Source organism: Paenibacillus etheri, from assembly GCF_001012825.1.
Classification (GTDB): Bacteria; Bacillota; Bacilli; order Paenibacillales; family Paenibacillaceae; genus Paenibacillus_AQ; species Paenibacillus_AQ etheri.
Map to the genome: position 1 here is coordinate 87,639 of NZ_LCZJ02000018.1, position 26,256 is coordinate 113,894.

Genomic DNA, 26,256 nt, shown 5'->3' on the forward strand with positions numbered 1-26,256 from the left:
TAAAATATAGGGTATGCCCTGAAGTGACTCGAATGCTGGAAGGAGAGCCGCTACCTTGTCTAATATCAATGCAGGAATAGCTTTAGCAGCAGGGGTAGCATCGTTTATATCACCTTGCTGTTTACCGCTTTATCCCTCTTATTTATCGTATATTACCGGATTATCCGTTCAGCAATTGAAGTCAGGCAGCAATACCAAAGAGGTCCGTATACGCACAATAACCCATACATTGGCATTTATTTTAGGTTTTTCAGCGGTTTTTTACACACTGGGATTTGGTGCAGGACTATTCGGACAATTCTTTAATGGACAGCGTGATTTAATCCGGCAATTATCGGCGATTCTGATTATTGTGATGGGATTATTTTTGCTTGGGATCTTTCAGCCGCAATTTCTACTTCGTGAACGCAAGCTTGATTTAAAATGGAAGCCGGCGGGTTATGTCGGATCGTTTATTTTTGGGATCGGTTTTTCAGCGGGCTGGTCTCCATGTATTGGACCGATTCTGACCGCGATTATCGCACTTTCTGCAAGCGAGCCTGGCACGTGGTTCACGTTAATTACGGCTTATAGCATCGGGTTCGCATTGCCCTTCTTTGTCTTAGCCTTCTTTCTTGGAGGAGCAAGACGTATCCTTAAATATTCAAATGTGCTGATGAAGATTGGTGGCGTTCTCATGGTATTTATGGGCGTTCTGCTCTTTACAGATCAAATGTTTCGGATCACAGTGTGGCTGCAGGGAATTACACCTGATTGGCTCATTTTTTAGGTGAAATAATCAATCCCTGCTTCTGGAAAATGTTCGAATATCCGCTCTGTGATAAACTCTCGCAGGGCGGTTTGTTGTTCATCGGGATAGACATATTTATTTTGTCCCCAGCGGCCCCATTTCTTCTTACGCTTCTCCATATCCATCTCTAGCTTGGATTTGGGATAGCGCTTTTCTATTACCGTCTTAGCGGTTTTGGTGAATCGATGCTGAATCATTTCAAAGGTTAATCCTTTTCCAACTTCAGGGGGGAGGGTCTGGGCTAACTTAGCCAGTAGCTCAGCGTAGCCTTCTTGCCAGCCGTCATACCAAATAATTGGAGCAATGATGAAGCCAAGTGGATAACCCGCCCGTGCTACCTTACCAGCGGCTTCAATACGTTCCTCGAAGCGGGAGGTGGCAGGCTCAAAGTTCTTGATTACATAATCTGCATTCACGCTAAAGCGAACTCTGGTATGTCCGTTATGCTCCAAAGCAAGCAGTGGTTCAACATGTTGGTATTTGGTCACAAAGCGCAGACGGCCAAGGGGCTCTTTTGCCATAAATGTAATTAGCTCTGCCAGAGAGCCGGTGATATGTTCCAGTCCAACCGGATCTGAAGTACAGGCTGCTTCAAAAGTCGTGATTTCTGGACTGCGCTCCTCGATATATTTTTTGGCAGCATCTATAATTTCACCTGTGTTTACGTATACGCGAATGTAGGGCTTTGCCCCTAAGGTGGTCTGTAAATAGCAATAATGGCAGTGCCCCATACAACCGGTAGCGATGGGAATGGCATAGTCAGCTGATGGTTTGGATGGGTCAAATTTTAAAGTTTTGCGTAGGCCGACAACAAGCGTTCTTTTGGCAATTTTATATTGCTCGACCTCAGTTTCGCCAGGGAAATTCATAATACGATTATGTGATGTGGTCATCCGATAGGGGATATCGTTAGCTTTTACCCATTCCATAATTTTTTCACCTTTAGGGTAATTTAAAGCATTAGGCTCGAAGAAAACAAGCTCTGGAAGAAAAAGTGCAGTAGGTTTTCTGGGTCTTTTTACAGTAGTGGACTCTGGCGTCACTATAGTCATACTTTCACGCTCCTTTTGAATGACGAGTATATTTATTATGTCTAACTCATCCCTAATAGAAGCATGGCAAACATGTGCAACTCATCTGTAAGTTCCTTTGAAGGACTTGCCAAGGGGCGTTAGAAACATGTATCATTGTTAGAGCAAGGTTTGGCCCGGCGCCATGCTCATTATAGAAAAGAGGTAAAGTTTAATGCCAACACCCAGCATGGAGGATTATTTGGAGCGCATATACAAGCTCATAGATGAGAAAGGTTATGCGCGGGTCTCGGATATTGCCGAGGGACTGGAAGTACACCCCTCCTCTGTGACCAAGATGATCCAAAAACTGGATAAGGACGAATATCTCATCTATGAGAAATATCGTGGGCTTGTCCTAACCAACAAAGGGAAAAAAGTAGGGAAACGGCTAGTTGATCGTCATCAACTACTGGAGGAATTCCTTGGATTGATCGGAGTACAGCAGGAATACATTTATAATGATGTTGAAGGAATCGAGCATCACTTAAGTTGGGATTCGATTACGCGTATTGAAACATTGGTAGAATATTTCCGCCGCGACGAAGAACGTATTCAGACTTTATATGCGATTCACAACGAACTGACAAGCGATTCTTGAAATGTTTTTCCCGAAACGGATACTGCCCTAAAAGTTATGCGCACCAAGGCTTTCGTGAGCATAATCAGTGGATAGTATAACCGTTTCTATTTTGTTTAGTGCAACCTTTTCCAGTTTTTAGCGTCAAAACGGATACAGTCCTTTTAGAAATATAAGAGAGTATGAGTTTTATTCGATACTCCTTATATTTTTTGCAGAGACAGATACCCTCTTTTTAGAAGGAGGCATTCTCTCATTTGCAGGAAGGACTTATCCGTTTTTTCTTTTTTTAGATACATATTTTTAAGATTTGGGGAGGAATTATGAATTATCGTAAATGGATGTTGAGTTTGTTAGTACTTATGTTGTTTCTGCCTTTATGGTCTCCTGGTGCGCGCGCGGCAGCGGTGCAAATTACCATTGAACTGGATGGAGAGGCGCTAGTTAGTGACGTGCCCCCGTATATCACAACTTCCAATGTAACGATGGTGCCAATTAGCGTGATCAGTAAAGGATTAAATGCCGGCGTAGTATGGAATCAGAATAGTAAGACTGTAACCATCACCCAAGGAGATACGGTACTCAAGCTGACCAGTGGCCAGAAAAATGCATGGGTAAACGATGCTTCGGTAGCGCTGGATACATCCGTGCAGATTAAGCAGGGGCGGGTAATGGTCCCGATTCGTTTCGTAAGTGAGAACTTGGGTCTGCAGGTGTTATGGGATCAGGTTAATAAGCATATTTCCTTGTTCTCCAACACTGAACCGCCACAATCTGTTGATCCAGAAACACCAACGACACCAACGACACCAACAGTACCAACGGTGCCAACGATACCTACTATTCCTGGTGGATCGACTAGTAAGGAAATGAAGGGGGCTTGGATCTCCACTGTATTCAATCTGGACTGGCCTTCAGTGTCATCGGCGGGAAATGAAGCGAAACAAAAGCAGGAGTTTGATAACCTGTTAGACAAGCTAAAGGCCGTTGGCTTTAATGCTGTATTTGTTCAGGTTAGACCTTCGGCAGACAGTCTGTACCCATCGGCATTAGTTCCTTGGTCTAAGGTATTGACGGGTACACAAGGGAAGAATCCGGGATATGATCCTCTAAGCTATATGGTCAGCGCTGCGCATTCCCGTGGCATGCAGTTTCATGCTTGGTTCAACCCATTCCGTGCAACGACTGATGCTTCCACCTCAGCTTTAGCGAGTAACCATGTGGCAAAAGCACATCCAGAATGGATTGTGAATGCCGATGGTAAGAAATACATTAATCCAGGTATTCCGGAGGCTCGTCAACATATCATCGACACGGTGATGGAAGTGGTTAAAGGTTACGATGTTGATGGCGTCCATTTGGATGATTATTTTTATCCTTCAAATGTTACTTTTGCCGATGATGCTGCTTATTCTACCTATAATACGAAAAAGCTTTCTAAAGCTGATTGGCGCCGAGATAATATTAATGAATTTGTCCGTCAGCTGGGAGAACAGATTCATAAAGTGAAGCCGAAGGCTTCTTATGGAATCAGTCCTTTTGGAGTATGGCGAAATATTAAAAATGATAGTACAGGTTCGGACACTAGTGCAGGGGTATCTGCTTATGACAGCATGTATGCCGATGTTCGGACATGGATTAAGCAGGGCTGGATTGATTATGTCGCTCCACAAATTTATTGGAGTTTGTCCTTTAGCACAGCTCGTTATGACAAGTTAGTAGATTGGTGGGTAAAAGAAGTCGAGAATACGAATGTTAAACTCTACATCGGGCTAGCTGGTTATAAGGTCGGAGCAAGTGATCAAAAGGCTGAATGGCAAAGTGGAGATCAAATTATTAATCAGCTCAAATATAATGAGAAGTACGAAGAGGTTGCAGGTAGTATTATGTTCAGAGCGAATGACGTCGTAGTCCGCAATCCGTTCGGATTGTCGAGCTTATTGACCTTTTATTTTAAGTCCTAAGTAGGATAGCTGTTATTCATAAGGAGTCATGAATCTTCCCCTGTGCTCATAGATAAGCAATAGAATCTATGGGAAACGGGGGATTTCTGTGTATGGAGATTAACGCAGTATTTGAAGGAGGAGGCGTAAAGGGGATTTCGCTCGCGGGTGCAGTTGAAGCTACAGAAAGAGCTGGGTGGACTTTTAAAAGGGTAGCAGGAACCTCCTCAGGTTCGATTGTAGCCACTTTACTAGCTGCGGGCTATGAAGGGGAGGAAATGTGTCGGATAATCCAAGGAACATCCTTTTCATCGTTTCTGAAGCGAGGCCCCATTTATAATACGGCTATCGTTGGCCCTGCGCTGCGAGTGCTTTTGAAGAAAGGATTATATTCTGGAGAAGCGTTGGAGTCCTGGGTAAGAGCATTATTACTCAAAAAGGGAATCGTCACCTTCCGTGATCTGCCTGCTGGTAAATTATCTATCATCGCATCCGATATCACAAATGGAAGGGTATTGGTCTTGCCAGATGGATTGGAGCAATATGGGATCTCTCCGGGGCATTTTGAAGTGGCCAAAGCAGTGCGAATGAGCTGCAGCATTCCTTATTTTTTTGATCCTGTCATGCTAAGACTAAATGGGCAAGCAGCAAGAGGGAAATCCTTTACCGAGCAGTTTGTGTATGTTGTGGATGGTGGACTCTTGAGTAATTTCCCTTTGTGGCTATTTGACGGCAAGAATAATGGAAGTAAACAACTAGGAAGCAGAATTCCTACGGTAGGTTATCAAACGGTAGGTAAGACCGATCCACAGCCGCATAATATTAGAGGGCCGTTCAGCATGCTTCAGGCTATGGTAACTACCATGCTCTCTGCTCATGATGAGCGGTATATTGAAGGGGATAAACTTGTTCGCACGGTAAAAATTCCAACGCTGGGGATTGGGACGACTCAGTTTGAAATTACAAAAGCGCAGAGCGATGAATTGTATGCTGCCGGACTGATAGCAGGGGAGAATTTCTTTAAAGAGTGGCGACCAAGATAACGAGCGGGGCATCATCATATCAGAAAAAAAGCATCCCGCACGTTACTTATAACGTGGAGATGCTTTTTGGATTTCTTATGAAATTAGTGATACTTTGGAACCTGATCGTCATTCTTCCCTTTACTTCCTTCGATCACTTGGAATGGATAGCTTTTACGTTTACCTGGTGTAGCTTGAGTCTTGCGAATTCCTGCTACCTTTGACATGGTCTTCTGGGAAGGCTTCACTTTTACCTTAGATCCACTGCTGCTGCGAGCATATTTTCCTGGCCCCATTCTTTTGTAAGCATAATAAATAATCGCTAACAGTACTAAGGGAAGAATCAGCTTCGACAGCGTAAAGAAAGGCTGAGTCAAAACTCCAATCACAAAACCGAATATCGCAAGTGTAACCGTAATCCAAAAAATTAAAGCATGCCTGATCATAGATCACTCATCCTTTCGCAGGATCCAATATGCCGCCTGACACACTTGCCTCCGAATATCCTCTTGCTTCAATCGCAGCATCAAGCTCACGCATACGGTTGAAAGAGGCAATAGATACTTCTACCTGATCGTCTTTTGGCTCTTTGGTTGTAAGGAGTTGCAGCCACAATCCAGGATAACCCAAATATTTAAGGCCTGGTACTTCTCTTACCGCATTGGTTCCTTTCAGAACTTCAAACGATACGCCAATTACGACTGGCAACAAGATAATCCGCTGGATCACACGTTCCCAAAGATTATCCCAAGGTACTACAGAGTAAATGATCACTCCGAGGATAATTGTCAGCATCATAAAGCTACTTCCGCAGCGGTAATGCAGACGGCTGTATTTCTGAACGTTCTGAACAGTCAGTTCTTCGCCTGCTTCAAAAGCGCTGATGACTTTATGTTCAGCACCGTGATACTGGAACAGTCGCTTGATCACAGGTGTTTGTGATATCGCCCATAAATAGACCAGCAAGAGAACCATTTTGATGCCGCCTTCTATGAGGTTGTGCAGTACGTAGTTATCAAATACATTCTTAAATAAAAAATCCTCTACAAATACCGGTACAAGCGTAAAAATGAGCTTTCCGAACAAGAAGGAGAGAATACCCATTACTGCTACGCCAAAAATCATTCCTAAGCTCCAGCCCTCATCCTTTTTCTTCGGCTTCGCTTTTTCCTTCTCCAGATCTTCCGGTTCCAATTCATCTTCAGCGTAGGATTCGGCTGAATAGTTCAAGTGCTTAGAGCCTTTAGCGCTGGCATCTATAATACTGACAAGGCCGCGAAGCAGCGGAATCTTGCGCAGTTTCGTGACCCAGCTCTTATCTCTTTTGGGTACCTCTAAAAATGTGATTTCCTGATTCTTGCGTCGTACGGCTGTTACATTGATATGCTTACCGCCGAACATGACACCTTCAATGACGGCTTGGCCGCCGTAACTGGGAGTTTCCTGGGACAACCAATTCACCTTCTCGTATTTAATATGATTTATATACTACATTGTAACTAATTTTTGATGACATTACTAGTTGGATCGCCTTTTGCTGTACATACTATCTTCTAGAGAGAGCGAGAGATAAATCGGTATTGAAAATAAAGAAAGCGAGGCAATTTCATGAGCAAATCTCATCAACAACAATCGGGGCATACAAATATTTGGCTTTTTGCACTCGAATTGGGTTTTTTTTCAGGATTGATTTGGGGAGGTCTTCATTGGCATGCTTATTGGTTCAGTTTTACTGAAGTCAGCCCTGGCTTTATCGCAGAACCTTTTTTCAGACATGATTTTTTGACAACAGCGTTTGGACATTTCGTGGGATATATGATGTTTATTGTATTTTCGGTCATCGCCTCTATGCTGTATGTACTGTTTCTCCGCAAGCTGAAGGGACCTTGGCCAGGGCTGGTTTATGGCGTTTTATGGTGGTCGGTTATATTTATTCCTGGCTCTCAGTTGTTTCTTATGCAACCCCCATTCAAGCTGTCGTGGAACACGGTCATTAGTGAGTTCTGCATTTTTTTACTATGGGGAATGTTCATTGGATATACAGCAGCGATGGAGTATACGGACGAACGGAAGCGTGAGCAAAGTACAGCGCTTGCCTAACGGTGCGAAAAAACTTCTCAAGGGGATATCCCTATGTTAAAATACAATGTGGCTATTTCGAGAGGAGAATGAAAATGGGTAACAAGCGTGTCTCCAAGCTACGTAAGGTTTTGCAGGATCAAGGATTGGAAGCAATGTTGATAACTAGCGGTTATAATCGCCGCTATTTAAGTGGATTTACCGGATCGTCCGGTTATGTACTGGTGACAAGTGATGATTGTTATCTGCTGACTGACTTCAGGTATATGACACAGGCCGCGGACCAAGCAGTGGGGGTTAAAGTTGTAGAACATGCAACGAAGTTCATTGATACAGTACGCGAGCTTCTGCCTTCTGGTAAAGAAGTACGTATCGGTTTCGAACAGGATGATGTTTCATTCAGCGCGTACACCTCATATGCAGAAGCACTTAAGCCGGCAGTGTTAGTTCCAGTTTCCAAAGCCGTGGAAGACCTTCGTATGTTCAAGGATGAGGAAGAGCTTGCCGTTATGCAACGTGCAGCAGATCTGGCCGATGCTACATTCAGTCATATTCTGAACGTGATCAAACCGGGCATGACAGAGCGCGATGTTGATTTGGAAATGGAATTTTATATGCGTACCCATGGTGCAACTTCTTCATCGTTTGATACGATCGTTGCTTCAGGCGAACGTTCGTCCATGCCACACGGAGTAGCAAGCAGCCGAGTAATTCAAGGTAATGAGTTTATTACCCTTGATTTCGGTGCATTACTTGATGGCTATTGCTCAGATGTGACAAGAACCATCGCACTCGGAGCACCGGATCCGAAGCTGAAAGAGATCTATGATATTGTGCTGGAAGCTCAGCTACATACGTTAGCACATATCAAACCGGGCATGACCGGACGGGAATGCGATGCCTTGGCACGTGATATCATTGCCAGCTACGGATATGGTGAACAATTTGGACACAGCACGGGTCATGGACTTGGAATGGAAGTTCATGAGTGGCCGCGTTTGTCCAAGCTTAGTGACGATATTATGCAGCCGGGGATGGTCGTAACTGTGGAACCTGGTATCTATTTGCCGGGAATTGGCGGAGTACGTATTGAAGACGACATTGTGATCACGGAGAGCGGAATATCGTTGCTGACCCATTCGTCTAAAGAATATACAGTACTATAAGTAAGCGGAATGTATTAGATTAATTATGAATTTTGGAGGGATTTTTAGTGATTTCAGTAAATGATTTTAAAACAGGTTTGACCGTAGAGGTAGAAGGAGATATTTTTACCGTTATTGATTTCCAACACGTTAAGCCAGGTAAAGGCGCAGCATTTGTTCGCTCCAAGCTTAAGAACTTGCGTAACGGTAACACGGTAGAGCGTACATTCCGTGCAGGTGAAACGATTGGCCGTGCGATTATCGAAAACCGTGGTGTACAATATCTGTATGCAAGTGGATCGGACCATGTATTCATGGATAACGAAACTTATGACCAATTCGAATTGTCCGAAAAGCAATTGGAATGGGAATTGAATTTCCTTAAAGAGAACATGACTGTAAACATCGTTAGCTACAAAGGCGAAATTCTCGGGATCAACCTTCCTACCAGCGTAGAGTTGAAAGTTGTTGAAACTGAGCCTGGCGTTAAAGGTAACACGGCTCAAGGTGCTACGAAATCGGCCAAGCTTGAAACCGGTCATAGTGTTCAAGTTCCGTTGTTTATCAACGAAGAAGACATCTTGCTCATTGATACCCGTGAAGGTAAATATATCTCGCGCGCGTAGGCAGTAGAACAATAACCTAGATATTACCAGAGTAACCTCCCCGTTTATACGGTGGAGGTTTTTTTATGCAAAGGAATGGATAAAGCGGTGATGAAAACCTTACATTAAAATACTGGAAGTTGAGTAAAATAAGCACAGCTGAAGGGTAGATGCTGACCGTATCTTTTTTTTCGCAGCGGGGAAATTCAATAAATTTTTTATGAAACCATTAACGCAAGGCACTGTTTTCGTATTATACTGATTTAAAGCGGGAAACCGATTAGAAGTAACTACATAGACCGATATGGGGAGTGAATGGGACTTTGTCACTTTATGTTATGAAATTCGGAGGCAGCTCCGTCGGCGACACCGAACGAATGAAACGCGTCGCCAAGCGCATCGCAGACAAGCAAGATGAGGGACATCGCTGCGTTGTGGTTGTATCTGCAATGGGGGATACAACAGATGATTTGATCGATACGGCGAAGCAATTAAACGGGCAGCCGCCCGCACGTGAAATGGATATGTTAATGACGACAGGTGAACAAATCTCCGTCGCTCTATTGTCCATTGCCCTACATGGGATCGGGCGGAATGCAGTTTCTTATACAGGATGGCAGGCTGGATTCCGAACAGACGAAACTCACGGCAGAGCTCGTATCAATGAAATTGACCCGCGTCGTGTATTAGCGTCTTTGGAGCGTGAACAAATCGTGATCGTTGCAGGCTTTCAGGGAATGACAGTGGACGGTGAGATCACCACATTAGGCCGCGGTGGTTCGGACACAACAGCCGTAGCTTTGGCTGCTGCTATTCAAGCAGATGTATGCGAGATCTATACCGATGTAGATGGTATCTATTCCACAGATCCACGTATCGTGAAGACGGCACGTAAGCTGAAAGAAATCTCTTACGATGAAATGCTAGAGCTTGCCAATCTGGGAGCAGCTGTACTACATCCACGTGCAGTAGAGTACGCTAAGCGTCATCAAGTTAAGCTGGTCGTTAGATCGAGCTTTAATCATAATGAAGGTACTGTTGTGAAGGAGGAAACAAGCATGGAGCAGGGAATCGTAGTTAGTGGTATTGCATTTGATAAGAATGTAGCACGTGTCAGTATTCTTGGAGTTCCTGATGTACCAGGTGTACTCGCTCAGGTCTTCGGCAAGCTTGCTGAAGAGGGCGTTAACGTAGATATCATCGTTCAAAGTGGTGTACAGAATGAGCAGGCTGACTTCTCATTTACAGTTTCTCTTGATGAGCTGGATCGGGCGAAGGAAGTTATCAAAGAAATTCATAAAACTTTGCCTTACCGTGAAGTTACCTCCGAGGATAACCTGGTGAAGGTATCCATCGTTGGTGCTGGTATGGTCAGCCATCCAGGGGTAGCGGCTCAAATGTTTGATGTACTCTCGCAAGAGGGTGTAAGCATCAAGATGGTCAGCACTTCTGAGATCAAAGTATCTTGCGTCATTGAATCAGGCAATTTGCCATCAATCATACAGGCGCTTCATACCACCTATAATCTCGATACAACAGAACAGGCTTTCGTCGGAGGTCCTAAGGATCGCCGATAAGAACTGCTAAGTAAACAAAAAGGGATGCTCTACAGCCATGGCTGCGGGGCATCTCTTTTTGCTTATATAACTGCATGGGAGGTAAGTCCCTGAATTTATCCTAATCGTTTGAACCGGCCCTGAATCTCTACAGTTTCCACAACATTGACGAAGGAGCTTGGGTCTGCCTCAAGAATAGTTCTCCGCAGATTTGCAAGTTCATACCGAGTCGTTACCGTCATTAGCATGGTATTTCCCTCATGACTATATCCACCCTCTGCATTGACGACAGTGATGCCATGAGGTAACTCTCTGAGACGGGTTAGCATCATCTCCCGTTCTTTGGTAACGATGAAGCAGGTCAGCTTCACATGGCGAATATGGATCATATCGACTACTCTACTCTTTACAAAAATACAGAGCATAGCGTACAAGGCGGAGTCCCAGCTTTTAAAGAAGCCTAGACTCAGAATAACTAATCCATCCATTAAGAACATGATATTCCCCATTGGAATATCCCGTTTACGTGAAATAATCGAGCCTAATATATCGAATCCCCCGGATGAGCCTCCTGTACGGAGAGAAAAACCAACGCCGCCAGCAATAATTACCCCGCCGAAAATACTTGCAAGAATCGGGTCCTTGGTCAATTGCACCTCAGGAATAATGGTTATGAACCAGGTGGTAGCCACGACGGAAAGCAAGCTTAGTAAGATGTATTTTTTCCCCAATGCAATAAATCCCCAGACAATTAAAGGAAGGTTTATTACAAAATAAAGCTTAGAGATGTACTTCGGATCCGTTAAATAACCGACGACCGAAGCCACCCCTGCTACCCCACCGCTTAAAAGCTGATGAGGAATTAGAAACAATCGCATTCCACTTGCAACTAAAAAGGCCGAAAAAATAATGATAGCTACTTCCTTGAGTGGTCTGACTACGGTCCGCATGTTTTGCGGTAACCCGTAACTTCGAACTTGCATGACATAAATCCCCTCTTTTTCTTATGTCTTTATAGTCTGCTCTTTTTGAAAATATAAACCCACTATATTTCCAATTAACAAGGATACCACAGATGGAAGTGTTCGTAAAAAATAATTTTATCGTACTGATTATATTTATTTATATAGAGGTGTACTATGAACTCTTTCACAGTAGGACTTGTAATTCTGTCATTTCTTCTTGTCTAAAGTGAGTAATTATCGCATATCCATAGATAAGAGAAAGACAAACAAGCTCTAGATATTCTTAGTGTGAATTAGTAAAAGTTAGGAGTTGAGTGAATTGGACAAGTATGTAAGCTGGATGGCGACTCTTCGGCTGTTCTCGGGTAGTGCGGAGATTATAGCTGCGCTGATTATGCTGCGGTTGAATCAGGTAGATAAGGCGCTCGCAGTTAATTCTGGACTAGCTTTAGTAGGCCCAACGATCTTGATATTGACGACAGCGATCGGACTTACAGGGATGGCCCAGCAGTTGTCCTGGAGCAAACTGGGCTGGGTCGGCTGCGGTGTAGCCTTTCTCTTAATCGGGATTCTAAAAAAATGATAGATGATAGGCATATTGAGCGCGTACAAGCATAAATATGGAATAAAGCAATTAGATAGAGGACAACTTGGGGGTACTTTGTATGGCAGATGATTGGCTACAATTGTTTCCTGAAAAAGTAAGAGCACTATTAAAGTGCCTTCCCCTTCCACTACTTGGAATGGTGGAAGAGATTCGAGTCCGTGAAGGTCGTCCGCTGGAGATTAACTATTCAGGTAAATATCACTTTCTTAGAGCAAATGGCAGCTTAACGCAAAGGCCGGAAGAAGCCTATAGGCCGGATCGGGAGGACAGTCATAGACTGCTAGATCTGATCAGCAACCATTCACTATATACGATGGAAGAAGAGCTTAGAAAGGGATTTATTACGATTCCTGGCGGCCATCGAATAGGACTTGCTGGTCGGACGGTGCTGAGTGGTGGTGGTGTGGAGCATCTGCGCGACATTACAAGCTTCAATGTTCGCATAGCCCGTGAGGTTCCCGGTGTTGCGGATAAGGTGCTACCTTATCTGCTGGATAAGGGGAGGCAGCGAATGATGCACACCTTGATCCTCTCGCCCCCACAGCACGGGAAGACAACACTTCTTCGAGATATCGCAAGACAAATCTCCTTAGGAGATTTGGGGAAACGTGAAGGCGGAAGACCCGGCTTGAAGGTGGGGATTGTCGATGAACGTTCTGAGATTGCCGGAAGCAGACGCGGAATTCCCGCCTTTGATGTTGGTCCGCGCACCGATATCCTCGACGGTTGTCCCAAAGCAGAAGGCATGATGATGATGATTCGTTCCTTGTCACCTGATGTATTGATCGCGGATGAGATTGGACGTCCTGAAGACGCCGAAGCAGTCACTGAAGCGCTGCATGCTGGAATATCAGTCATTGCTTCGGCTCACGGTAAAGAGGTAATAGAACTGGCTCGTAGGCCGGGGCTAGGCGGGCTATTGGAACAAAAGATGTTCGAGAGATACGTCATTCTGCATCGCTCAGAAGCAGGACTCTCCTTTCGAATTCTGGATGGACAGAAACGCGGATTGCTTCTTATCTCTCCCGGGGATCGATTAGGTGGTGATTTACATGCTTAAGCTATTCGGTGCCGTACTGATTGTGCTGGCTGGCACGCTGGCAGGGCTCCAATTTGCAAAACAATATGCAGACAGACCAAGACATATCAGAGGCTTAATAGCAGCGCTGCAGCGACTGGAAACAGAAATTATGTACGGCTTTACCCCATTGCCTGAAGCTATGCGGCGTATTGGAATTCAGTCTAAGGAACCGCTCAAAACGTTGTTTGTTAAAACAGCTGAGGAAATGAGCCCACCCCATGACCGAAGTGCCCAGGATGCCATCCAGAGGGCTATGGAGGCGCATTGGAAGTCTACCGCATTAAAGGGGACAGAAAAAGAGATTCTCCGCCAGCTCAGTTGTACTCTCGGCACAAGCGATAGGTCGAATCAGAGCACTCATATCGCGTTAGCATTGCAGCAATTGAAGCAGGAGGAGTCGGTGGCCAGAGAGGATCAAGGCAAATATGAAAAATTGAGTAAAAGCCTGGGTCTGCTGCTTGGAGCATTGATCGTCATTTTGATCTTTTAGCGAGGTGCCAGGAATGAATATTGAAGTCAATGCGATTTTTCAAATTGCCGGCATTGGCATAATTATCGCCATGATACACACGGTGCTTAAACAGATGGGGAAAGAAGATTTCGCACATTGGGTTACCGTGATCGGGTTCGTCGTCGTACTGTTTATGGTTATTCGAATGCTGGACGGACTGTTGCAGGAAATAAAAACGATCTTTCTTTTTCAATAGGCGTGCTATGGAGATCATTCAAGTTGTTGGAATAGGGCTGATATCGACCATATTGATTCTCGTGCTGAAGGAACAAAAACCGATGTTCGCCTTTCTCCTCGCTACTGCCACTGGGATTCTGATCTTTCTGTTTCTAATCGGCAAGATTGGAATGATTCTTTCCACACTGGAGCGGGTGGCAGAGTCATCGGGGATGGAAATGATCTATTTAAAGACCGTGTTCAAAATCATCGGAATTTCATATATCGCTGAATTTGGAGCACAGATCGTGCGTGATGCAGGACAGGAATCGATTGCTTCCAAAATAGAGCTCGCCGGAAAAGTCCTGATTATGGTACTAGCTGTACCCATTATCAGCATCATTATTGAAACGGTCATGAAGCTGCTACCTGCTTAAAGCAATGGAAGTAAGCTAAGCAACGATTAGGGAGGAGAAGTTATGCAAGTGCGCAGTGTTTTTCGTCCTCCAAAGTTAAAAATAATACTGCTGCTGCTCCCGTGCTTCTTCATTCTATGGTTTGCAGGTACAGCTCGGGTGGCCATAGCTTCTCCAGCAACTCCAGCACCTGGATCGGGGAACTCCTCCCCAGTAGACCAGTGGGTCAAGGGTCAGGTGAACAATCTGCCTACAGATAAGGTGGAGTCGTACTGGGATCAACTGATGAAGGATTACGGAGGTTTTTTTCCAGACGGAGCAACACCTTCGCTTATGGACATGCTGCTTCCAGGGGATAAGGGACTCAGCTTGCAAGGTGTGTTATCTGGACTTCTTGGCTTTATGTGGCATGAGGTGCTGTACAACGGAAGGCTGCTGGTCACGATTGTCATGGTCAGTGTGCTCAGCATGATACTGGAGACGCTACAAACCGCTTTTGAGCGAAAAACGGTCAGCAAGGTGGCTTATACGCTCTGTTATATGGTAGTGCTTGTTATTGCCGTGAACAGTTTCAATATCGCTATAGGTTATGCGAAGGATGCTATCGACCGGATGATTGATTTTATGATGGCTATGATTCCACTGCTGTTCGCGTTACTAGCATCCATGGGGAACATCTTTACCGTCTCGGTCACACATCCGCTAATTGTTTTTATGATTCATACAGTTGGCACCCTGATTCACACCATTGTCTTTCCACTATTATTCTTCTCGGCCGTGCTGCATCTCGTAAGTGCATTGTCGGAGAAATACAAGCTAACCCAGCTGGCGAATCTGCTAAGAAATATCGGGGCTGGATTGCTAGGCGTGCTGCTCACTGTGTTCCTCGGTGTGATATCAGTTCGGGGGATTACGAGTTCAGTGACAGATGGTGTAACGATCCGGGCCGCTAAATATATCACAGGCAACTTTGTTCCGGTCATCGGAAAGATGTTCGCAGATGCTACAGACACAGTGATCTCAGCTTCACTTCTGGTGAAGAACGCCATAGGGCTATCCGGTGTCATTATCATTTTGTTCTTATGTGCTTTTCCAGCGATCAAAATCCTGGTGCTTGCTCTGATCTACAATGTAGCTGCTGCTGTAATGCAGCCGTTAGGCGAGACGCCGATTGTGGTCTGCCTCCAGACGATAGGAAAAAGCATGGTGTACGTATTCGCAGCTTTGGCGGCTGTATCGTTAATGTTTTTTATGGCCGTCACGATCATGCTAACCGCGGGCAATTTAACCGTCATGATGAGGTGAGCTTGATGGCTATGCTAACAAAACTTAGCGGGTGCTTACGAAGCTAGTTTTGTACGAAGAAATCTCTGAAGGCTATGCTAACAAAACTTTTAGGAGGGAAACGATGAGCTGGTTGGGCGATTGGCTACGAGAGATCATACTTGTCGTGCTGCTAGCATCTTTCGTTGAATTACTGCTCCCAAGTAAATCGATGGAGCGTTATGCGAGGCTGGTGCTGAGCCTCCTGATCCTGCTTACCATGCTTAGCCCAATCGTTTCTCTCCTTAAAGGTGACGCAATAGCCGAACTTAGTTTAGCCATGGGGCGGCAGGAAAAAGAGGGAGGCTTGTTCACAGGAGGGGGAAGTGGGGATCCTTCTTTGGAAAAGATTCTGGCAGATGGGCAAAAGCTTGCACAAGGGCGTCAGGATCAAAGTCTTAAGCTGGCGGCAGAAGAGGTTGCTGAGCAAATGCGGGAGCAGATCATTAGCGAGACCGGCAAACGCGGGGTTAATGTCACTGTAACGCTGGGCATGGGGAAATCCGGCGGCTCTGGTAACGAAGACATTCCAGTTATCTCCGCAGTGAAGGTCTCAATGTCCCTAACAACAGCTAATCCCACAGGGGTTTCCGGAACATCCAGCTCAGTGGCTGCCCCGCCGATTGCAATCGCTCCGATAGAGCCTGTAGAAGTGAAAATCGGTGCGAACCCAGAGAATGGATCAGCATCTGCAGATGAACCCAAAGCAGTGAACGGAAATGTAACAGAAGACAACACATCAACAAATGAAACGGAATCCATCGTAAAACTATTGGAACAAAAATGGGATTTGGATCCTGAAGTAATCCAGGTGGATGGCGGCGGTGTGAATAACGTCAAGTTATGAGTCTGCAGCTTCAAAACTATTATTTTTAGGAGGGATGGGAGTGGCCAATTGGCTGAAAAAGCTGGAGCAGTGGGCTGGGGGCGGGGCTGGCAGTCCGAAGAGAAGCCATACTTTCCGCTGGCTAATCATCTTGGGTCTGCTGGGCGCAGCAATTATGCTGTTTAATTCCTTCGTCAATGTGAAGAAGATTGATAACGAAAATACGGGGCGTGAGCCGCCGCTGAATCAGTCCTCCCAAACGGCGCTGGTGCAGAGTGATCCTGGAGCAACCAATTCGTTCGACAGCATTGAACTGGCGATGGAAAACAGAATGAAGGAGATTTTGGAGAAAATCGTTGGCGTCGGCACAGTCGATATCATGGTTACCGTGGAGTCAACAGAAGAGATTGTCGTGGTGCGTAATATGAACGACTCCCAGCAGCTTAGTGAAGAGACGGATGCCAGTGGTGGTAAACGTCACACGACACAATATACAAGGGATGGCGAAATCGTAACTTACTCGCAATCGGGCGATGAGACACCTATTGTGACGAAGCGGATTAAGCCTCAGGTTCGTGGCGTACTGGTAGTTGCCAAAGGGGCAGAGAACAAGGTTGTTCGTGGACTCATAGAGCAGGCTATCGAAAAAGGCTTGTATGTTCCGATTCAGCGCATTTCAGTAGTACCACGAAAACAAGAGTAGCAGGAGAAAGTCAATAAGTGAGTGCTTCCGAAGCAGCCACTAGATTAAATTTTAGGAGGAATAAGGAATGAACGGCAAAAGACAAACAATATGGTTGGTATCTATGCTCAGTTTGATGGTTGTACTCTCGGCATACTATTTATTTACTGAAGATTCAGGGGCATCGGTTCCAAAAGACACAGCAGGAACTATGCAGGTCGACTCCTTGAAAAAAGACACAGCAAGCGCAGCATTGCCAACGGTTGGCGACAAAGGTATCGTTGTGAACGAAGTGGTCAATCAAGGAGAAGTTGTTGCGGATGGAGGCGTCGTAGATAATGCTAGCGACACCACTGCCACTGATGATAGCGCAGCTGCCGCAACTACTGATGACAGTGCAACTACAGCGGTTAAGGATGATAGCAGTAAAGCTGCAGCAGACAGTGGTAACTCAGAGAAAGCTTCGACGGACACTGCTGCGAAAGACTCCAGTAAAACTTCTGATACAGCAGCTAAGGATTCCGCTACTAAAGAAACTGCGGCCAAAGATACAACAGCCAAAGATACAGCAGCCAAAGATACAGCAGCCAAAGATACAGCAGCTAATACAACATCCAAAACCCCTGCTAAGAACGATAAAGAAATCCTGGATGAAGTAGCTTCACAAAGTGTATCGGCGAGCAGCATGTTCAATAACTACCTGTATGAACGTGAGCAAAAGAATCTAAAGAGCCAACAAGACTTACTCGCTTTGATTAATGACATGGAGAAGACGCCTGCTGATAACGCAGTTGCTCAAGAGCAACTCCTTAACCTTGAAGAAAAAGAATCCAAAATTACGGGTATCGAAGAACAGCTTCAACAAAAATATGGAGAAGCCATTGTGAAGGAAGAAGCTGGAGACAGCTATAAAGTAGTCGTGCTCAGTGATAAGCTGGATGTGAAACAAGCGGTTAGCATCGTTGATCTTGTAATGAAAGAACTGAGTGTGTCACAGGATAAAGTTAGTGTTCAATACGTTTCCGAGAAATAATAAGACATGAAATTATAGGGAAAATGACGAAAGAGCTCGGGTTCTCCCGGGCTCTTTCCATTTCTAGTGTTTATGATATAATACATAAAGTTATCTTGTCCGCTTAAGAAGTGGCTTCGAGAGAAAGCTGAAGGAGTGAACTAATGTATGTTCAAGTTGAGCGAAATTAAGGAATTAATTAAATTGCTGGACCAGACCTCCTCTGTGCATGAGTTGGAGATCGAAAGCGAAGGAATGAAGCTTGCAATTCGCAAACCGGATCGCCCTGAAGCTGATGGAACAGCAGTACAGGCGACTCCTTATAATGCCTATCCCTTTACGCCTGCCCCGCAGCCGCAGAGCGTGCAGCAAGTGTCCTATCCAGTAATCAGTGAGGTTCCTCCAGCGCAGCAGCCACAAGCCGCCGCAGAAGGCAAACTACATAAAATTGTATCTCCAATGGTGGGAACGTTTTATAGTGCCGCTTCTCCGGAATTGCCATCGTTCGTTAATGTTGGAGACCGTGTTGGTGAGAAAACAACGGTATGCATTATCGAAGCGATGAAGCTGATGAATGAGCTGGAAGCGGAGATTAAAGGTGAAATCGTGTCAGTACTAGCCGAGAATGGTCAGCTTGTAGAATACGGTCAACCGTTATTCCTAGTTAAACCGGAATAAATACCGCAGATTACTTATGGAGCGGAAGCTTCGCAAAACTTTGGGAGGAAACGCATGAACATTCAAAAAGTGTTGATTGCCAACCGCGGCGAAATCGCGGTCCGCATTATTAGGGCCTGCCGAGAACTGGGCATTTCCACCGTCGCGGTCTATTCGGAACCCGACCGGGATTCACTGCATGTCCGGTTGGCTGATGAAGCTTACTGCATCGGTCCGATGCCGTCCAAGGACAGCTATCTGAACTTTACAAATATTATGAGTGTAGCTACCTTAACAGAATGTGACGCCATCCATCCTGGTTATGGATTTTTAGCTGAAAATGCAGATTTTGCAGAGATTTGTGAATCTTGCAATATAATCTTCATTGGGCCATCTCCAGATGCAATCAACCGTATGGGTGATAAAGCTGTGGCGAAGGAAACCATGAAGCTGGCTGGAGTTCCGATCATCCCGGGCTCAGATGGCCTTGTAGGTGATGTTGAGGAAGCCGTCATGCTGGGCCGCGATATCGGATACCCGATCATCGTTAAAGCTACCGCAGGTGGCGGGGGTAAGGGCATTCGGATTGCTGAGGACGAGGAATCATTGGTGAAGCAGATCACTGCTGCACAACAGGAAGCGCAGAAGGCGTTCGGTAACGCTGGTGTATATCTGGAAAAGTACCTTACAGGTATGAAACACGTAGAAATTCAAATTATTGCAGATAAGCATGGTAATGTAGTGCATTTAGGTGAACGCGACTGTTCCGTACAGCGTCGTCGTCAGAAGCTGATTGAAGAGGCGCCTTGTTCTGTGCTCACACCGGATATCCGTGAAGCGATGGGTAATGCTGCAGTTCGCGCAGCTCTCGCCGTTAACTATTCGGGAGCGGGAACGCTTGAATTTCTGCTTGGACCGGATGGACAGTTCTACTTCATGGAAATGAATACTCGTATCCAGGTGGAGCATCCGGTAACAGAAATGGTTACAGGTGTGGATTTGATCAAGGAAATGATCTCTGTTGCAGAAGGAAACCCTTTGTCTTTTACACAGGAAGATATCGAAATTAATGGTTGGTCGATTGAATGCCGTATCAATGCGGAAGATCCAGAGCGTAATTTTATGCCTTCACCAGGTAAAATCGGCTTTTATTTGCCGCCTGGAGGTCTCGGTGTTCGTGTAGACAGCGCAGCGTACCCTGGTTATACGATTTCCCCTTTCTATGATTCTATGATTGCAAAGCTGATTGTATGGGCACCTACACGTCAGGAAGCGATTGCAAAGATGAAGCGCGCCTTGGCTGAATTTGCGGTGGAGGGAATCCATACTACGATCCCTTTCCATCAGAAACTGCTGGAGCATCCTGTATTTCTGGATGGCAATTTTGACATCAAGTTTCTGGAAGAGTATGAAATTTAGGACGACTTCGCTTTGTTTGTCATAAAGTTCGTCAAATGATATAGTATGTTTAATAAGAGACGTGCTTTACGCTTGAATTTATGAGAATCTTTGTTGAAAGGTGTGAAGTCTAAAATGAGTACATTGCCGACAGAATACGAACGGACAGAAATCGGTGAGATCCAGATTGCTCCTGAAGTGATCGAGGTGATTGCAGGTTTAGCGACCGTTGAGGTTAAAGGTGTAGCTGGCATGAGCGGTGGTTTCGCCGGTGGTATTGTTGAGCTTCTCGGACGTAAGAACTTGTCCAAAGGAGTTAAAGTAGAGGTTGGACAACGCGAAGCTGCGGTGGATGTTTCTGTAATCATTGAATATGGTAACCGTCTTCCTGAAGTGGCTGCTGAAATTCAGCGCAATGTTAAGCGTTCTATCGAGACTATGACTGGTCTAACTGTTGTGGAAGTGAATGTGCATATACATGATGTACAATTCAAGAACAACAACACTGTAGACAAGAACGAGGAAGCTGAAACAGTTCTTCGCGTGAAATAACAGTCGTCGTTCTTCCATAAACCCCCGACAGTAAAGTCGAGGGTTTACTCTAATTTAAGGAGGTTATGAGACTCGTGGCAAAAATTTTGGACAGACTTTTGCTGTTTGTCTACAGCTTAAGTATCGGAATATTATCTGTTATTGCCATCCTCCTCTTAAGCGGTGCAATTCCCAAAACTTTGGAGATTGAGAATGGACCAGCAGCTTATATTACTTCAATTATAGTAGCAGTTGTCTTGTTCCTTCTGAGCATCCGATTTTTCTACATCTCTCTGCGTCGTGATCGCGCTTCTTTACCTTCTGTTGATCAACGTACAGAGTATGGGGATATCCAGATTTCAGTGGAGACCATTGAGAATCTGAGTCTGAAGGCTGCCGGTAAAGTGAAAGGAATCAGAGATCTCAAATCGCGTATTCGCGTTTCTCAGGCTGGCCTTGAAATTACAATTCGCGCAGTAGTGGATGGTGAACATTCATTGCCGCTACTAACCACAGAAGTGCAACGTCAGGTGCATGATTTTGTGCAGGAGACAACCGGTATTCCGGTTGCGGATGTGTCTGTATATATTGCTAACCTCACGCAGTCTCCAAGCTTCAAAAGTCGAGTGGAATAGAGGTGGATTTCCCTTATGTCTTGGAAAGAAGTATGGGAAAGTCACGGGGGTAGAATCGCCGGAGTGACTTTCGGCATTGGTCTAGGTTTGATATATTTAATTTGCGGTTTTTGGGATATGTTGTTCTTTGCACTGGTAGTGTTCATCGGTTATACGTTCGGCAAAAGAAAGGATAACGCAGAAGCTCCCATGTTTCAGTGGCAGGAGCTGATTACGCGTCTATCCGGACGCTGGCGTCCTTTCAAGTGAACCGCGATAGTCTTTTTCCCGGAGCAGGAAGCCGTAAGTTTGTGTTGTCCAATGCCCCTGGAAGAAAGGCTTTGCGGTTTTTTTAAAATATTAGGAAGTATAAGTTTTTCACCTATACTTTATGTCTAATATTTCTCGATTAAACGCTTAGCGTCCTTATGAGGACGCCGAAGGCGTTTATGCTTGAATTTAGAAAGTTATCTTTAACGGACATCGGACAATAATCCTCTAAGGATTAGGGATAGAATTCGAAGCATTTGGGCTTAAAATAATTATAGGCGATGCAATTAAAAGTCTGAATTATTACCACACTAGAGGTGTGAAGTTATATTTATGGTTGCCCGACGTTATAGAAGTTTAAGTAAAGATGTTAATGCGATATAAGATTTTAGGAGGAACACATGAAAAGACGTATAGCGAGAGAGATTATTGTCCAAAGCCTGTATCAGATGGAAATGAACGATGTAGAAAGCGCGGAAGCTGTAGAAATGCTGCTGGAGGAAGCTTCAGAGGAGAATGAAACCGAACGTGTAATTACGGACGAGATTCAGCTCAAGCACTATGTGGTGGAGCATGTAAACGGTGTGTGGGAGCACAAGGTTGCAATTGACGATATGCTTGAGCATTACTTGAAGGGCTGGCAAATGAGCCGTCTGTCACGTGTGGATCGTCAGATTTTACGTCTTGCAGCGTATGAAATGGTGTTCGCGAATGATGTTCCGGCTAAGGTTGCTGTGAATGAGGCTATAGACTTGGCTAAGCATTTTGGAACGGACGATTCCGGTAAGTTTGTAAACGGTGTGCTTGGTAAGATGATCCAGGAGATAGATACAATTAAAGCTGACCATTCTTAATTTTAAAAAAAAATAAGAAAGCATAAGCTTTGTACCTATTCTTTATGTCTTATATTTCTCGCTTAAACGATACCGTCCTTACAAGGACGCCAAAGGCGTTTATGCTTGTACAATAGTAAAGTATATAAAAGGGGAGAGACTATCATGACAGCAGCAATCATCAGTGGTAAACAAGTATCTGAGGAAATTCGTATTGGTATTGCCCAGGAGGTTGCTGAACTGGCGAAACGTGGGGTGAAGCCCGGTCTGGCAGTAATTCTAGTAGGTGAAGATCCAGGTTCACAGGTTTATGTGCGCAACAAGGAGAAATCTTGTATCAGCCTTGGTTTCCATTCGGAAGTTCATAAACTGGATGAGTCTACTACGCAAGAAGAATTGCTGGCTCTCGTAGCGCAGCTTAATGGACGCGATGATATTGATGGGATTCTAGTTCAACTTCCGTTACCTAAGCATATTGAGGAAAAAGCTGTTATAGATGCGATCTCCGTGGAGAAAGACGTTGACGGCTTCCACCCTGTAAATGTAGGTAACCTAGTGATTGGTGCTGACAGTCTGCTTCCTTGTACACCTGCAGGTGTAATTGAACTAATCAAACGTACAGGAACAGGAATGGCTGGTAAACATGCTGTGGTCATTGGCCGCAGTAATATTGTAGGTAAGCCAGTATCCTTGTTACTGCAACGTGAGAATGCTACTGTGACGATGTGCCACTCCCGTACAGCTAATATGCAAGAGATTAGCCGTCAAGCGGATATTCTAGTTGTTGCGATTGGACGCGCGAATTTCATTGACGCTTCGTACGTGAAACCGGGTGCTGTTGTCATTGATGTGGGGATGAACCGTTTGGATAACGGTAAGCTTGCAGGTGACGTTGATTATGATAGTGCAAAAGAAGTTGCCGGATACATCACACCTGTTCCGGGTGGGGTTGGACCGATGACTATTACAATGCTGATGAGCAACACGCTGATTGCGGCTAAACGCCGTCACGGCCTGGAATAGGGGTAGGATTCATGGCGGCAGAGCGGCAGGTCTATTCGATAAAAGAACTCAACCGTTACATCCGCATGAAGCTAGACTCGGATACTTTACTTTCGGATGTATGGATTCGCGGAGAGATTTCCAACTTCACGCATCACGGTAGCGGTCATATGTATTTCACGCTAAAGGATGAGAGCAGCCGGATCAAGGCGATTATGTTTGCTTCTCATAACCAGCGCCTACCCTTTATTCCGAAGGAAGGTGCTCGGGTAATTGCTAGAGGTAATGTGACCGTATATGAACGGGACGGGCAGTACCAGTTCTATGCCACACATATGCAGCCTGATGGAATTGGTAGTCTTTATTTAGCCTATGAACAGCTGAAGAGCAAGCTTGAGCAAGAGGGGCTGTTTGCAGAAGCGCGTAAACGCCCTTTGCCTCGCTTTCCAAAGTGCATCGGCGTGATTACTTCACCAACGGGGGCAGCTGTACGGGATATCGTGATTACACTCCAGCGGCGGTTTCCACAGGTGGGTATTGTAATCTATCCTGTGCTGGTGCAAGGCAAAGGCGCCGCGCCTTCGATCGTGAAGGCGATTGGCGCGCTGAACCGCATGGGGGAGGCCGACGTGCTTATCGTCGGCCGCGGCGGCGGTTCGCTCGAGGAGCTGTGGGCGTTCAACGAGGAGGAAGTCGCGCGAGCGATATCGGCATCGAGGATTCCGGTCATCTCGGCCGTTGGCCACGAGACCGATTTCACGATTGCCGATTTCGCTGCCGACCTCCGCGCGGCTACGCCCACAGCGGCCGCGGAGCTGGCCGTGCCACACGCCGGCGAGCTTGCTGCGCAGCTTCGCCAGCAACAGCAGCGGCTGCGCCAAGCGCTGCAAAGACGCGCCCAGCGTGGACGCGAGCGTCACGCGGGGCTGGAACGCTCGCTGGCGCTGGCAGGCCCGCGCCGCTCGCTGATGCAGCACACGCAGCGGCTGGACCAGCTGCGTGAGCGGCTCCAGCGCTCAGCGGATGCACGGCTCAGCCGTTCCCGCGAGCGTAAAGCTGTGCTGCATCATAGTCTGCAGCGGTTCCATCCGCACGGCAGTGTTGCTGCTGCGCGGCAGCGCACCGAGAGCATGCGCCGTGAGCTGATGGGTGCCATGCAGGCCCGCTTGCAGGAGAAGCGAGCTCGCTATGTAGCGGAGATTCGTCATCTGGATGCACTGAGCCCTCTTAAAGTCATGTCGAGAGGCTACAGCTTAGTCTATGACGAAGCAGAAGAACATTTAATCAAATCGCTGACCGAAGTACAGCTTGGCGATCTTGTAGTGATAAAGATGAATGACGGACAGCTGAACTGCCAGGTATGGGGAATGAAGGAGGATGGCAAAGACGATGACGAAGGAAGCGGAACTTGATTTTGAAGGCGCCATGGACCGGCTGGAGGAAATCGTACGTGAGCTTGAACACGGCGACGTTCCCCTGGAGAAGGCCATCGATTTATTTCAGCAAGGCATGAAGTTATCTCAGCTTTGCGGCAGCAAGCTTGAGCAGGTAGAGCGTAAGATTGAAATGATTACCTTAGAGGACGGAGAACTGCGTAAGAAGCCGTTTGGTGCACGTCTGGAAGGGGACGCCGATGACTCGCTTTGAGCATGAGCCTGAGAAAAACTCTGAAGGAGAAACACTGCGTCAGTCACTGGAGGATTACATCGCGTTCTTAGGCGATCTGGTCTCACATGAACTAGAGGTTATTCTCCCGACGCAATGGATGGTTCCAGAGAATTTGCAGCAAGCAATGAAGTATTCACTTATGGCTGGGGGCAAGCGCCTCCGGCCACTACTGGTGATTATTGCGTGTGAAGCACTGGGAGGAAGTCGAGAGGCTGCCTTGCCTGTCGCTGCTGCAATTGAGATGGTACATACCTACTCGTTAATTCATGATGATTTGCCTGCTATGGATAATGATGATTATCGGCGAGGGAAGCTAACGAATCATAAAGTCTTTGGAGAAGCGACCGCTATTCTTGCGGGTGATGCCCTTCTGACCCATGCTTTCTACAGTGTGGTACAAGCTTCGCGTAAATTTGGCGTCCCTGCGGAAAGTGTACTATCCATCGTGGAGGATTTGGCGGAAATGGCAGGTCCTCGTGGGATGGTTGGCGGTCAGATTGCAGATATGGAAGGTGAGCAAGGTCTAACCGATCTTGAACAGCTGAAGTACATTCATCTGCATAAGACAGGGGATTTGATAATCTTCTCACTGCTCGCCGGCGGCCGAATTGCAGGTGCTAACGAGCATCAACTTGAGGCCTTGCATAAATTTGGAACAGCCATTGGGCTCGCTTTTCAAATCCAGGATGACATTCTAGATTTGGTTGGTGACGAAGGTAAACTTGGCAAAAAAACAGGCAGTGATGTCAAGCAACATAAGGTAACCTATCCTTATTTTATTGGCCTTGAAGCCTCGCGTGAAGAAGTGAAGCAGCTTACAGAAACAGCCCGTAATGCTGTGCTGAACGGCGGCTTTCACGACAACCAGCGAATGCTGGAAATTGCAGATTATTTAATGGCACGTGATCACTAAT

General features: G+C 45.9%; 31 protein-coding genes. 27 read left to right on the top strand and 4 right to left on the bottom strand.

Annotation, left to right across the window (positions count from 1 at the left end; all coding sequences use genetic code 11):
* Window positions 1–55 precede the first annotated feature (55 nt).
* Complete coding sequence (locus tag UQ64_RS05850; protein WP_042129852.1) at window positions 56–769, top strand: cytochrome c biogenesis CcdA family protein; 714 nt, start codon at window positions 56–58, stop codon at window positions 767–769.
* On the opposite strand, the gene splB is transcribed toward UQ64_RS05850, so the two are convergent.
* Window positions 766–1,836, bottom strand: coding sequence for a spore photoproduct lyase (gene splB, locus UQ64_RS05855; RefSeq protein WP_209445740.1), 1,071 nt, complete (start codon window positions 1,834–1,836; stop codon window positions 766–768). The two genes, UQ64_RS05850 and splB, sit on opposite strands and share 4 nt — an antisense overlap.
* 199 nt (window positions 1,837–2,035) lie before the next feature.
* Here splB and mntR point away from each other — a divergent pair, with 199 nt between their 5' ends.
* The 3 genes from mntR (at window position 2,036) to UQ64_RS05870 (ending at window position 5,426) form a co-directional block, all read left to right on the top strand.
* A complete protein-coding gene (mntR, locus tag UQ64_RS05860; protein ID WP_042129847.1) occupies window positions 2,036–2,461 on the top strand; it encodes a transcriptional regulator MntR in 426 nt (141 codons plus the stop codon).
* Between the two features lie 302 nt (window positions 2,462–2,763).
* Window positions 2,764–4,404 (top strand): family 10 glycosylhydrolase, encoded by a 1,641-nt coding sequence (locus UQ64_RS05865; RefSeq protein ID WP_060622559.1) that lies wholly within the window; start codon window positions 2,764–2,766, stop codon window positions 4,402–4,404.
* A 92-nt stretch (window positions 4,405–4,496) separates the two neighbouring features.
* Entirely contained in the window at window positions 4,497–5,426 is a 930-nt protein-coding gene (locus tag UQ64_RS05870) for a patatin-like phospholipase family protein (protein ID WP_060622560.1), read from the top strand.
* A gap of 83 nt (window positions 5,427–5,509) precedes the next feature.
* On the opposite strand, the gene UQ64_RS05875 is transcribed toward UQ64_RS05870, so the two are convergent.
* Window positions 5,510–5,851 carry a hypothetical protein gene (locus UQ64_RS05875; RefSeq protein ID WP_060622561.1) on the bottom strand — a complete coding sequence of 114 codons (342 nt, stop codon included), beginning with the start codon at window positions 5,849–5,851 and terminating at the stop codon, window positions 5,510–5,512.
* 7 nt (window positions 5,852–5,858) lie between these two features.
* Complete coding sequence (locus tag UQ64_RS05880) at window positions 5,859–6,806, bottom strand: DUF1385 domain-containing protein (protein ID WP_156417502.1); 948 nt, start codon at window positions 6,804–6,806, stop codon at window positions 5,859–5,861.
* A 207-nt stretch (window positions 6,807–7,013) separates the two neighbouring features.
* On the opposite strand from UQ64_RS05880, the gene UQ64_RS05885 reads away from it, so the two are divergent.
* The 4 genes from UQ64_RS05885 to UQ64_RS05900 all read left to right on the top strand — a co-directional run bounded on the left by UQ64_RS05885 (window position 7,014) and on the right by UQ64_RS05900 (window position 10,811).
* Window positions 7,014–7,505 (top strand): YqhR family membrane protein, encoded by a 492-nt coding sequence (locus UQ64_RS05885; protein ID WP_060622563.1) that lies wholly within the window; start codon window positions 7,014–7,016, stop codon window positions 7,503–7,505.
* A 74-nt stretch (window positions 7,506–7,579) separates the two neighbouring features.
* Complete coding sequence (locus UQ64_RS05890; protein ID WP_060622564.1) at window positions 7,580–8,650, top strand: M24 family metallopeptidase; 1,071 nt, start codon at window positions 7,580–7,582, stop codon at window positions 8,648–8,650.
* Window positions 8,651–8,697: 47 nt separating this feature from the next.
* Complete coding sequence (gene efp / locus UQ64_RS05895) at window positions 8,698–9,255, top strand: elongation factor P (RefSeq protein WP_042129835.1); 558 nt, start codon at window positions 8,698–8,700, stop codon at window positions 9,253–9,255.
* Window positions 9,256–9,557: 302 nt separating this feature from the next.
* Window positions 9,558–10,811: an aspartate kinase gene (locus tag UQ64_RS05900; RefSeq protein WP_060622565.1), complete on the top strand. Its 1,254-nt coding sequence runs from the start codon at window positions 9,558–9,560 to the stop codon at window positions 10,809–10,811.
* 95 nt (window positions 10,812–10,906) lie between these two features.
* Here UQ64_RS05900 and UQ64_RS05905 read toward each other — a convergent pair whose 3' ends face one another.
* Entirely contained in the window at window positions 10,907–11,773 is an 867-nt protein-coding gene (locus UQ64_RS05905; protein ID WP_082651001.1) for a YitT family protein, read from the bottom strand.
* A gap of 301 nt (window positions 11,774–12,074) precedes the next feature.
* Between UQ64_RS05905 and UQ64_RS05910 the strand changes: the two genes are divergently transcribed.
* The 19 genes from UQ64_RS05910 (at window position 12,075) to UQ64_RS06000 (ending at window position 26,255) form a co-directional block, all read left to right on the top strand.
* Window positions 12,075–12,338 carry a YqhV family protein gene (locus UQ64_RS05910; protein WP_371915730.1) on the top strand — a complete coding sequence of 88 codons (264 nt, stop codon included), beginning with the start codon at window positions 12,075–12,077 and terminating at the stop codon, window positions 12,336–12,338.
* Between the two features lie 82 nt (window positions 12,339–12,420).
* Window positions 12,421–13,422, top strand: coding sequence for a stage III sporulation protein AA (gene spoIIIAA / locus UQ64_RS05915; RefSeq protein WP_060622566.1), 1,002 nt, complete (start codon window positions 12,421–12,423; stop codon window positions 13,420–13,422).
* On the top strand, window positions 13,415–13,933 hold the full coding sequence (spoIIIAB, locus tag UQ64_RS05920; RefSeq protein WP_060622567.1) for a stage III sporulation protein SpoIIIAB: 519 nt from the start codon (window positions 13,415–13,417) through the stop codon (window positions 13,931–13,933). The genes spoIIIAA and spoIIIAB overlap by 8 nt, the downstream gene beginning before the upstream one ends.
* A gap of 13 nt (window positions 13,934–13,946) precedes the next feature.
* Entirely contained in the window at window positions 13,947–14,150 is a 204-nt protein-coding gene (gene spoIIIAC / locus UQ64_RS05925; protein WP_036682849.1) for a stage III sporulation protein AC, read from the top strand.
* 7 nt (window positions 14,151–14,157) lie between these two features.
* Window positions 14,158–14,547, top strand: a complete 390-nt coding sequence (gene spoIIIAD, locus UQ64_RS05930; protein ID WP_042129828.1) for a stage III sporulation protein AD — start codon at window positions 14,158–14,160, stop codon at window positions 14,545–14,547.
* A gap of 42 nt (window positions 14,548–14,589) precedes the next feature.
* Window positions 14,590–15,831 carry a stage III sporulation protein AE gene (gene spoIIIAE, locus UQ64_RS05935; protein WP_060622568.1) on the top strand — a complete coding sequence of 414 codons (1,242 nt, stop codon included), beginning with the start codon at window positions 14,590–14,592 and terminating at the stop codon, window positions 15,829–15,831.
* 103 nt (window positions 15,832–15,934) lie between these two features.
* Window positions 15,935–16,696: a stage III sporulation protein AF gene (gene spoIIIAF / locus UQ64_RS05940; RefSeq protein ID WP_060622569.1), complete on the top strand. Its 762-nt coding sequence runs from the start codon at window positions 15,935–15,937 to the stop codon at window positions 16,694–16,696.
* A gap of 40 nt (window positions 16,697–16,736) precedes the next feature.
* On the top strand, window positions 16,737–17,378 hold the full coding sequence (gene spoIIIAG / locus UQ64_RS05945) for a stage III sporulation protein AG (protein WP_209445724.1): 642 nt from the start codon (window positions 16,737–16,739) through the stop codon (window positions 17,376–17,378).
* Between the two features lie 67 nt (window positions 17,379–17,445).
* Entirely contained in the window at window positions 17,446–18,390 is a 945-nt protein-coding gene (locus tag UQ64_RS05950) for a SpoIIIAH-like family protein (RefSeq protein ID WP_060622571.1), read from the top strand.
* 147 nt (window positions 18,391–18,537) lie between these two features.
* Window positions 18,538–19,047, top strand: coding sequence for an acetyl-CoA carboxylase biotin carboxyl carrier protein (gene accB, locus UQ64_RS05955; protein ID WP_060622572.1), 510 nt, complete (start codon window positions 18,538–18,540; stop codon window positions 19,045–19,047).
* Window positions 19,048–19,101: 54 nt separating this feature from the next.
* Entirely contained in the window at window positions 19,102–20,445 is a 1,344-nt protein-coding gene (accC, locus tag UQ64_RS05960) for an acetyl-CoA carboxylase biotin carboxylase subunit (protein ID WP_060622573.1), read from the top strand.
* A 114-nt stretch (window positions 20,446–20,559) separates the two neighbouring features.
* Window positions 20,560–20,976 (top strand): Asp23/Gls24 family envelope stress response protein, encoded by a 417-nt coding sequence (locus tag UQ64_RS05965; protein ID WP_042132343.1) that lies wholly within the window; start codon window positions 20,560–20,562, stop codon window positions 20,974–20,976.
* A 74-nt stretch (window positions 20,977–21,050) separates the two neighbouring features.
* Complete coding sequence (gene amaP, locus UQ64_RS05970) at window positions 21,051–21,590, top strand: alkaline shock response membrane anchor protein AmaP (RefSeq protein WP_060622574.1); 540 nt, start codon at window positions 21,051–21,053, stop codon at window positions 21,588–21,590.
* 15 nt (window positions 21,591–21,605) lie between these two features.
* Entirely contained in the window at window positions 21,606–21,839 is a 234-nt protein-coding gene (locus UQ64_RS05975) for a DUF2273 domain-containing protein (protein ID WP_060622575.1), read from the top strand.
* A gap of 401 nt (window positions 21,840–22,240) precedes the next feature.
* Entirely contained in the window at window positions 22,241–22,693 is a 453-nt protein-coding gene (gene nusB / locus UQ64_RS05980) for a transcription antitermination factor NusB (protein ID WP_042190451.1), read from the top strand.
* A gap of 144 nt (window positions 22,694–22,837) precedes the next feature.
* On the top strand, window positions 22,838–23,695 hold the full coding sequence (folD, locus tag UQ64_RS05985; protein WP_042129810.1) for a bifunctional methylenetetrahydrofolate dehydrogenase/methenyltetrahydrofolate cyclohydrolase FolD: 858 nt from the start codon (window positions 22,838–22,840) through the stop codon (window positions 23,693–23,695).
* An 11-nt stretch (window positions 23,696–23,706) separates the two neighbouring features.
* On the top strand, window positions 23,707–25,086 hold the full coding sequence (xseA, locus tag UQ64_RS05990; RefSeq protein ID WP_060622576.1) for an exodeoxyribonuclease VII large subunit: 1,380 nt from the start codon (window positions 23,707–23,709) through the stop codon (window positions 25,084–25,086).
* Window positions 25,064–25,321 (top strand): exodeoxyribonuclease VII small subunit, encoded by a 258-nt coding sequence (gene xseB, locus UQ64_RS05995; RefSeq protein WP_042129807.1) that lies wholly within the window; start codon window positions 25,064–25,066, stop codon window positions 25,319–25,321. Before xseA ends, xseB begins: the two co-directional genes overlap by 23 nt.
* A complete protein-coding gene (locus UQ64_RS06000; protein ID WP_060622577.1) occupies window positions 25,308–26,255 on the top strand; it encodes a polyprenyl synthetase family protein in 948 nt (315 codons plus the stop codon). Before xseB ends, UQ64_RS06000 begins: the two co-directional genes overlap by 14 nt.
* The last annotated feature ends 1 nt before the right edge of the window (window position 26,256 follow it).

Coding starts and splice junctions, on each gene's coding strand:
- mntR (WP_042129847.1), top strand. CDS start 2,036: ATGCCAACACCCAGCATGGAGGATTATTTGGAGCGCATATACAAGCTC.
- UQ64_RS05865 (WP_060622559.1), top strand. CDS start 2,764: ATGAATTATCGTAAATGGATGTTGAGTTTGTTAGTACTTATGTTGTTT.
- UQ64_RS05870 (WP_060622560.1), top strand. CDS start 4,497: ATGGAGATTAACGCAGTATTTGAAGGAGGAGGCGTAAAGGGGATTTCG.
- UQ64_RS05875 (WP_060622561.1), bottom strand. CDS start 5,851: ATGATCAGGCATGCTTTAATTTTTTGGATTACGGTTACACTTGCGATA.
- UQ64_RS05880 (WP_156417502.1), bottom strand. CDS start 6,806: ATGTTCGGCGGTAAGCATATCAATGTAACAGCCGTACGACGCAAGAAT.
- UQ64_RS05885 (WP_060622563.1), top strand. CDS start 7,014: ATGAGCAAATCTCATCAACAACAATCGGGGCATACAAATATTTGGCTT.
- UQ64_RS05890 (WP_060622564.1), top strand. CDS start 7,580: ATGGGTAACAAGCGTGTCTCCAAGCTACGTAAGGTTTTGCAGGATCAA.
- UQ64_RS05905 (WP_082651001.1), bottom strand. CDS start 11,773: ATGCAAGTTCGAAGTTACGGGTTACCGCAAAACATGCGGACCGTAGTC.
- spoIIIAA (WP_060622566.1), top strand. CDS start 12,421: ATGGCAGATGATTGGCTACAATTGTTTCCTGAAAAAGTAAGAGCACTA.
- spoIIIAB (WP_060622567.1), top strand. CDS start 13,415: ATGCTTAAGCTATTCGGTGCCGTACTGATTGTGCTGGCTGGCACGCTG.
- spoIIIAC (WP_036682849.1), top strand. CDS start 13,947: ATGAATATTGAAGTCAATGCGATTTTTCAAATTGCCGGCATTGGCATA.
- spoIIIAD (WP_042129828.1), top strand. CDS start 14,158: ATGGAGATCATTCAAGTTGTTGGAATAGGGCTGATATCGACCATATTG.
- spoIIIAE (WP_060622568.1), top strand. CDS start 14,590: ATGCAAGTGCGCAGTGTTTTTCGTCCTCCAAAGTTAAAAATAATACTG.
- spoIIIAF (WP_060622569.1), top strand. CDS start 15,935: ATGAGCTGGTTGGGCGATTGGCTACGAGAGATCATACTTGTCGTGCTG.
- UQ64_RS05950 (WP_060622571.1), top strand. CDS start 17,446: ATGAACGGCAAAAGACAAACAATATGGTTGGTATCTATGCTCAGTTTG.
- accB (WP_060622572.1), top strand. CDS start 18,538: ATGTTCAAGTTGAGCGAAATTAAGGAATTAATTAAATTGCTGGACCAG.
- accC (WP_060622573.1), top strand. CDS start 19,102: ATGAACATTCAAAAAGTGTTGATTGCCAACCGCGGCGAAATCGCGGTC.
- UQ64_RS05965 (WP_042132343.1), top strand. CDS start 20,560: ATGAGTACATTGCCGACAGAATACGAACGGACAGAAATCGGTGAGATC.
- UQ64_RS05975 (WP_060622575.1), top strand. CDS start 21,606: ATGTCTTGGAAAGAAGTATGGGAAAGTCACGGGGGTAGAATCGCCGGA.
- nusB (WP_042190451.1), top strand. CDS start 22,241: ATGAAAAGACGTATAGCGAGAGAGATTATTGTCCAAAGCCTGTATCAG.
- folD (WP_042129810.1), top strand. CDS start 22,838: ATGACAGCAGCAATCATCAGTGGTAAACAAGTATCTGAGGAAATTCGT.
- xseA (WP_060622576.1), top strand. CDS start 23,707: ATGGCGGCAGAGCGGCAGGTCTATTCGATAAAAGAACTCAACCGTTAC.
- xseB (WP_042129807.1), top strand. CDS start 25,064: ATGACGAAGGAAGCGGAACTTGATTTTGAAGGCGCCATGGACCGGCTG.
- UQ64_RS06000 (WP_060622577.1), top strand. CDS start 25,308: ATGACTCGCTTTGAGCATGAGCCTGAGAAAAACTCTGAAGGAGAAACA.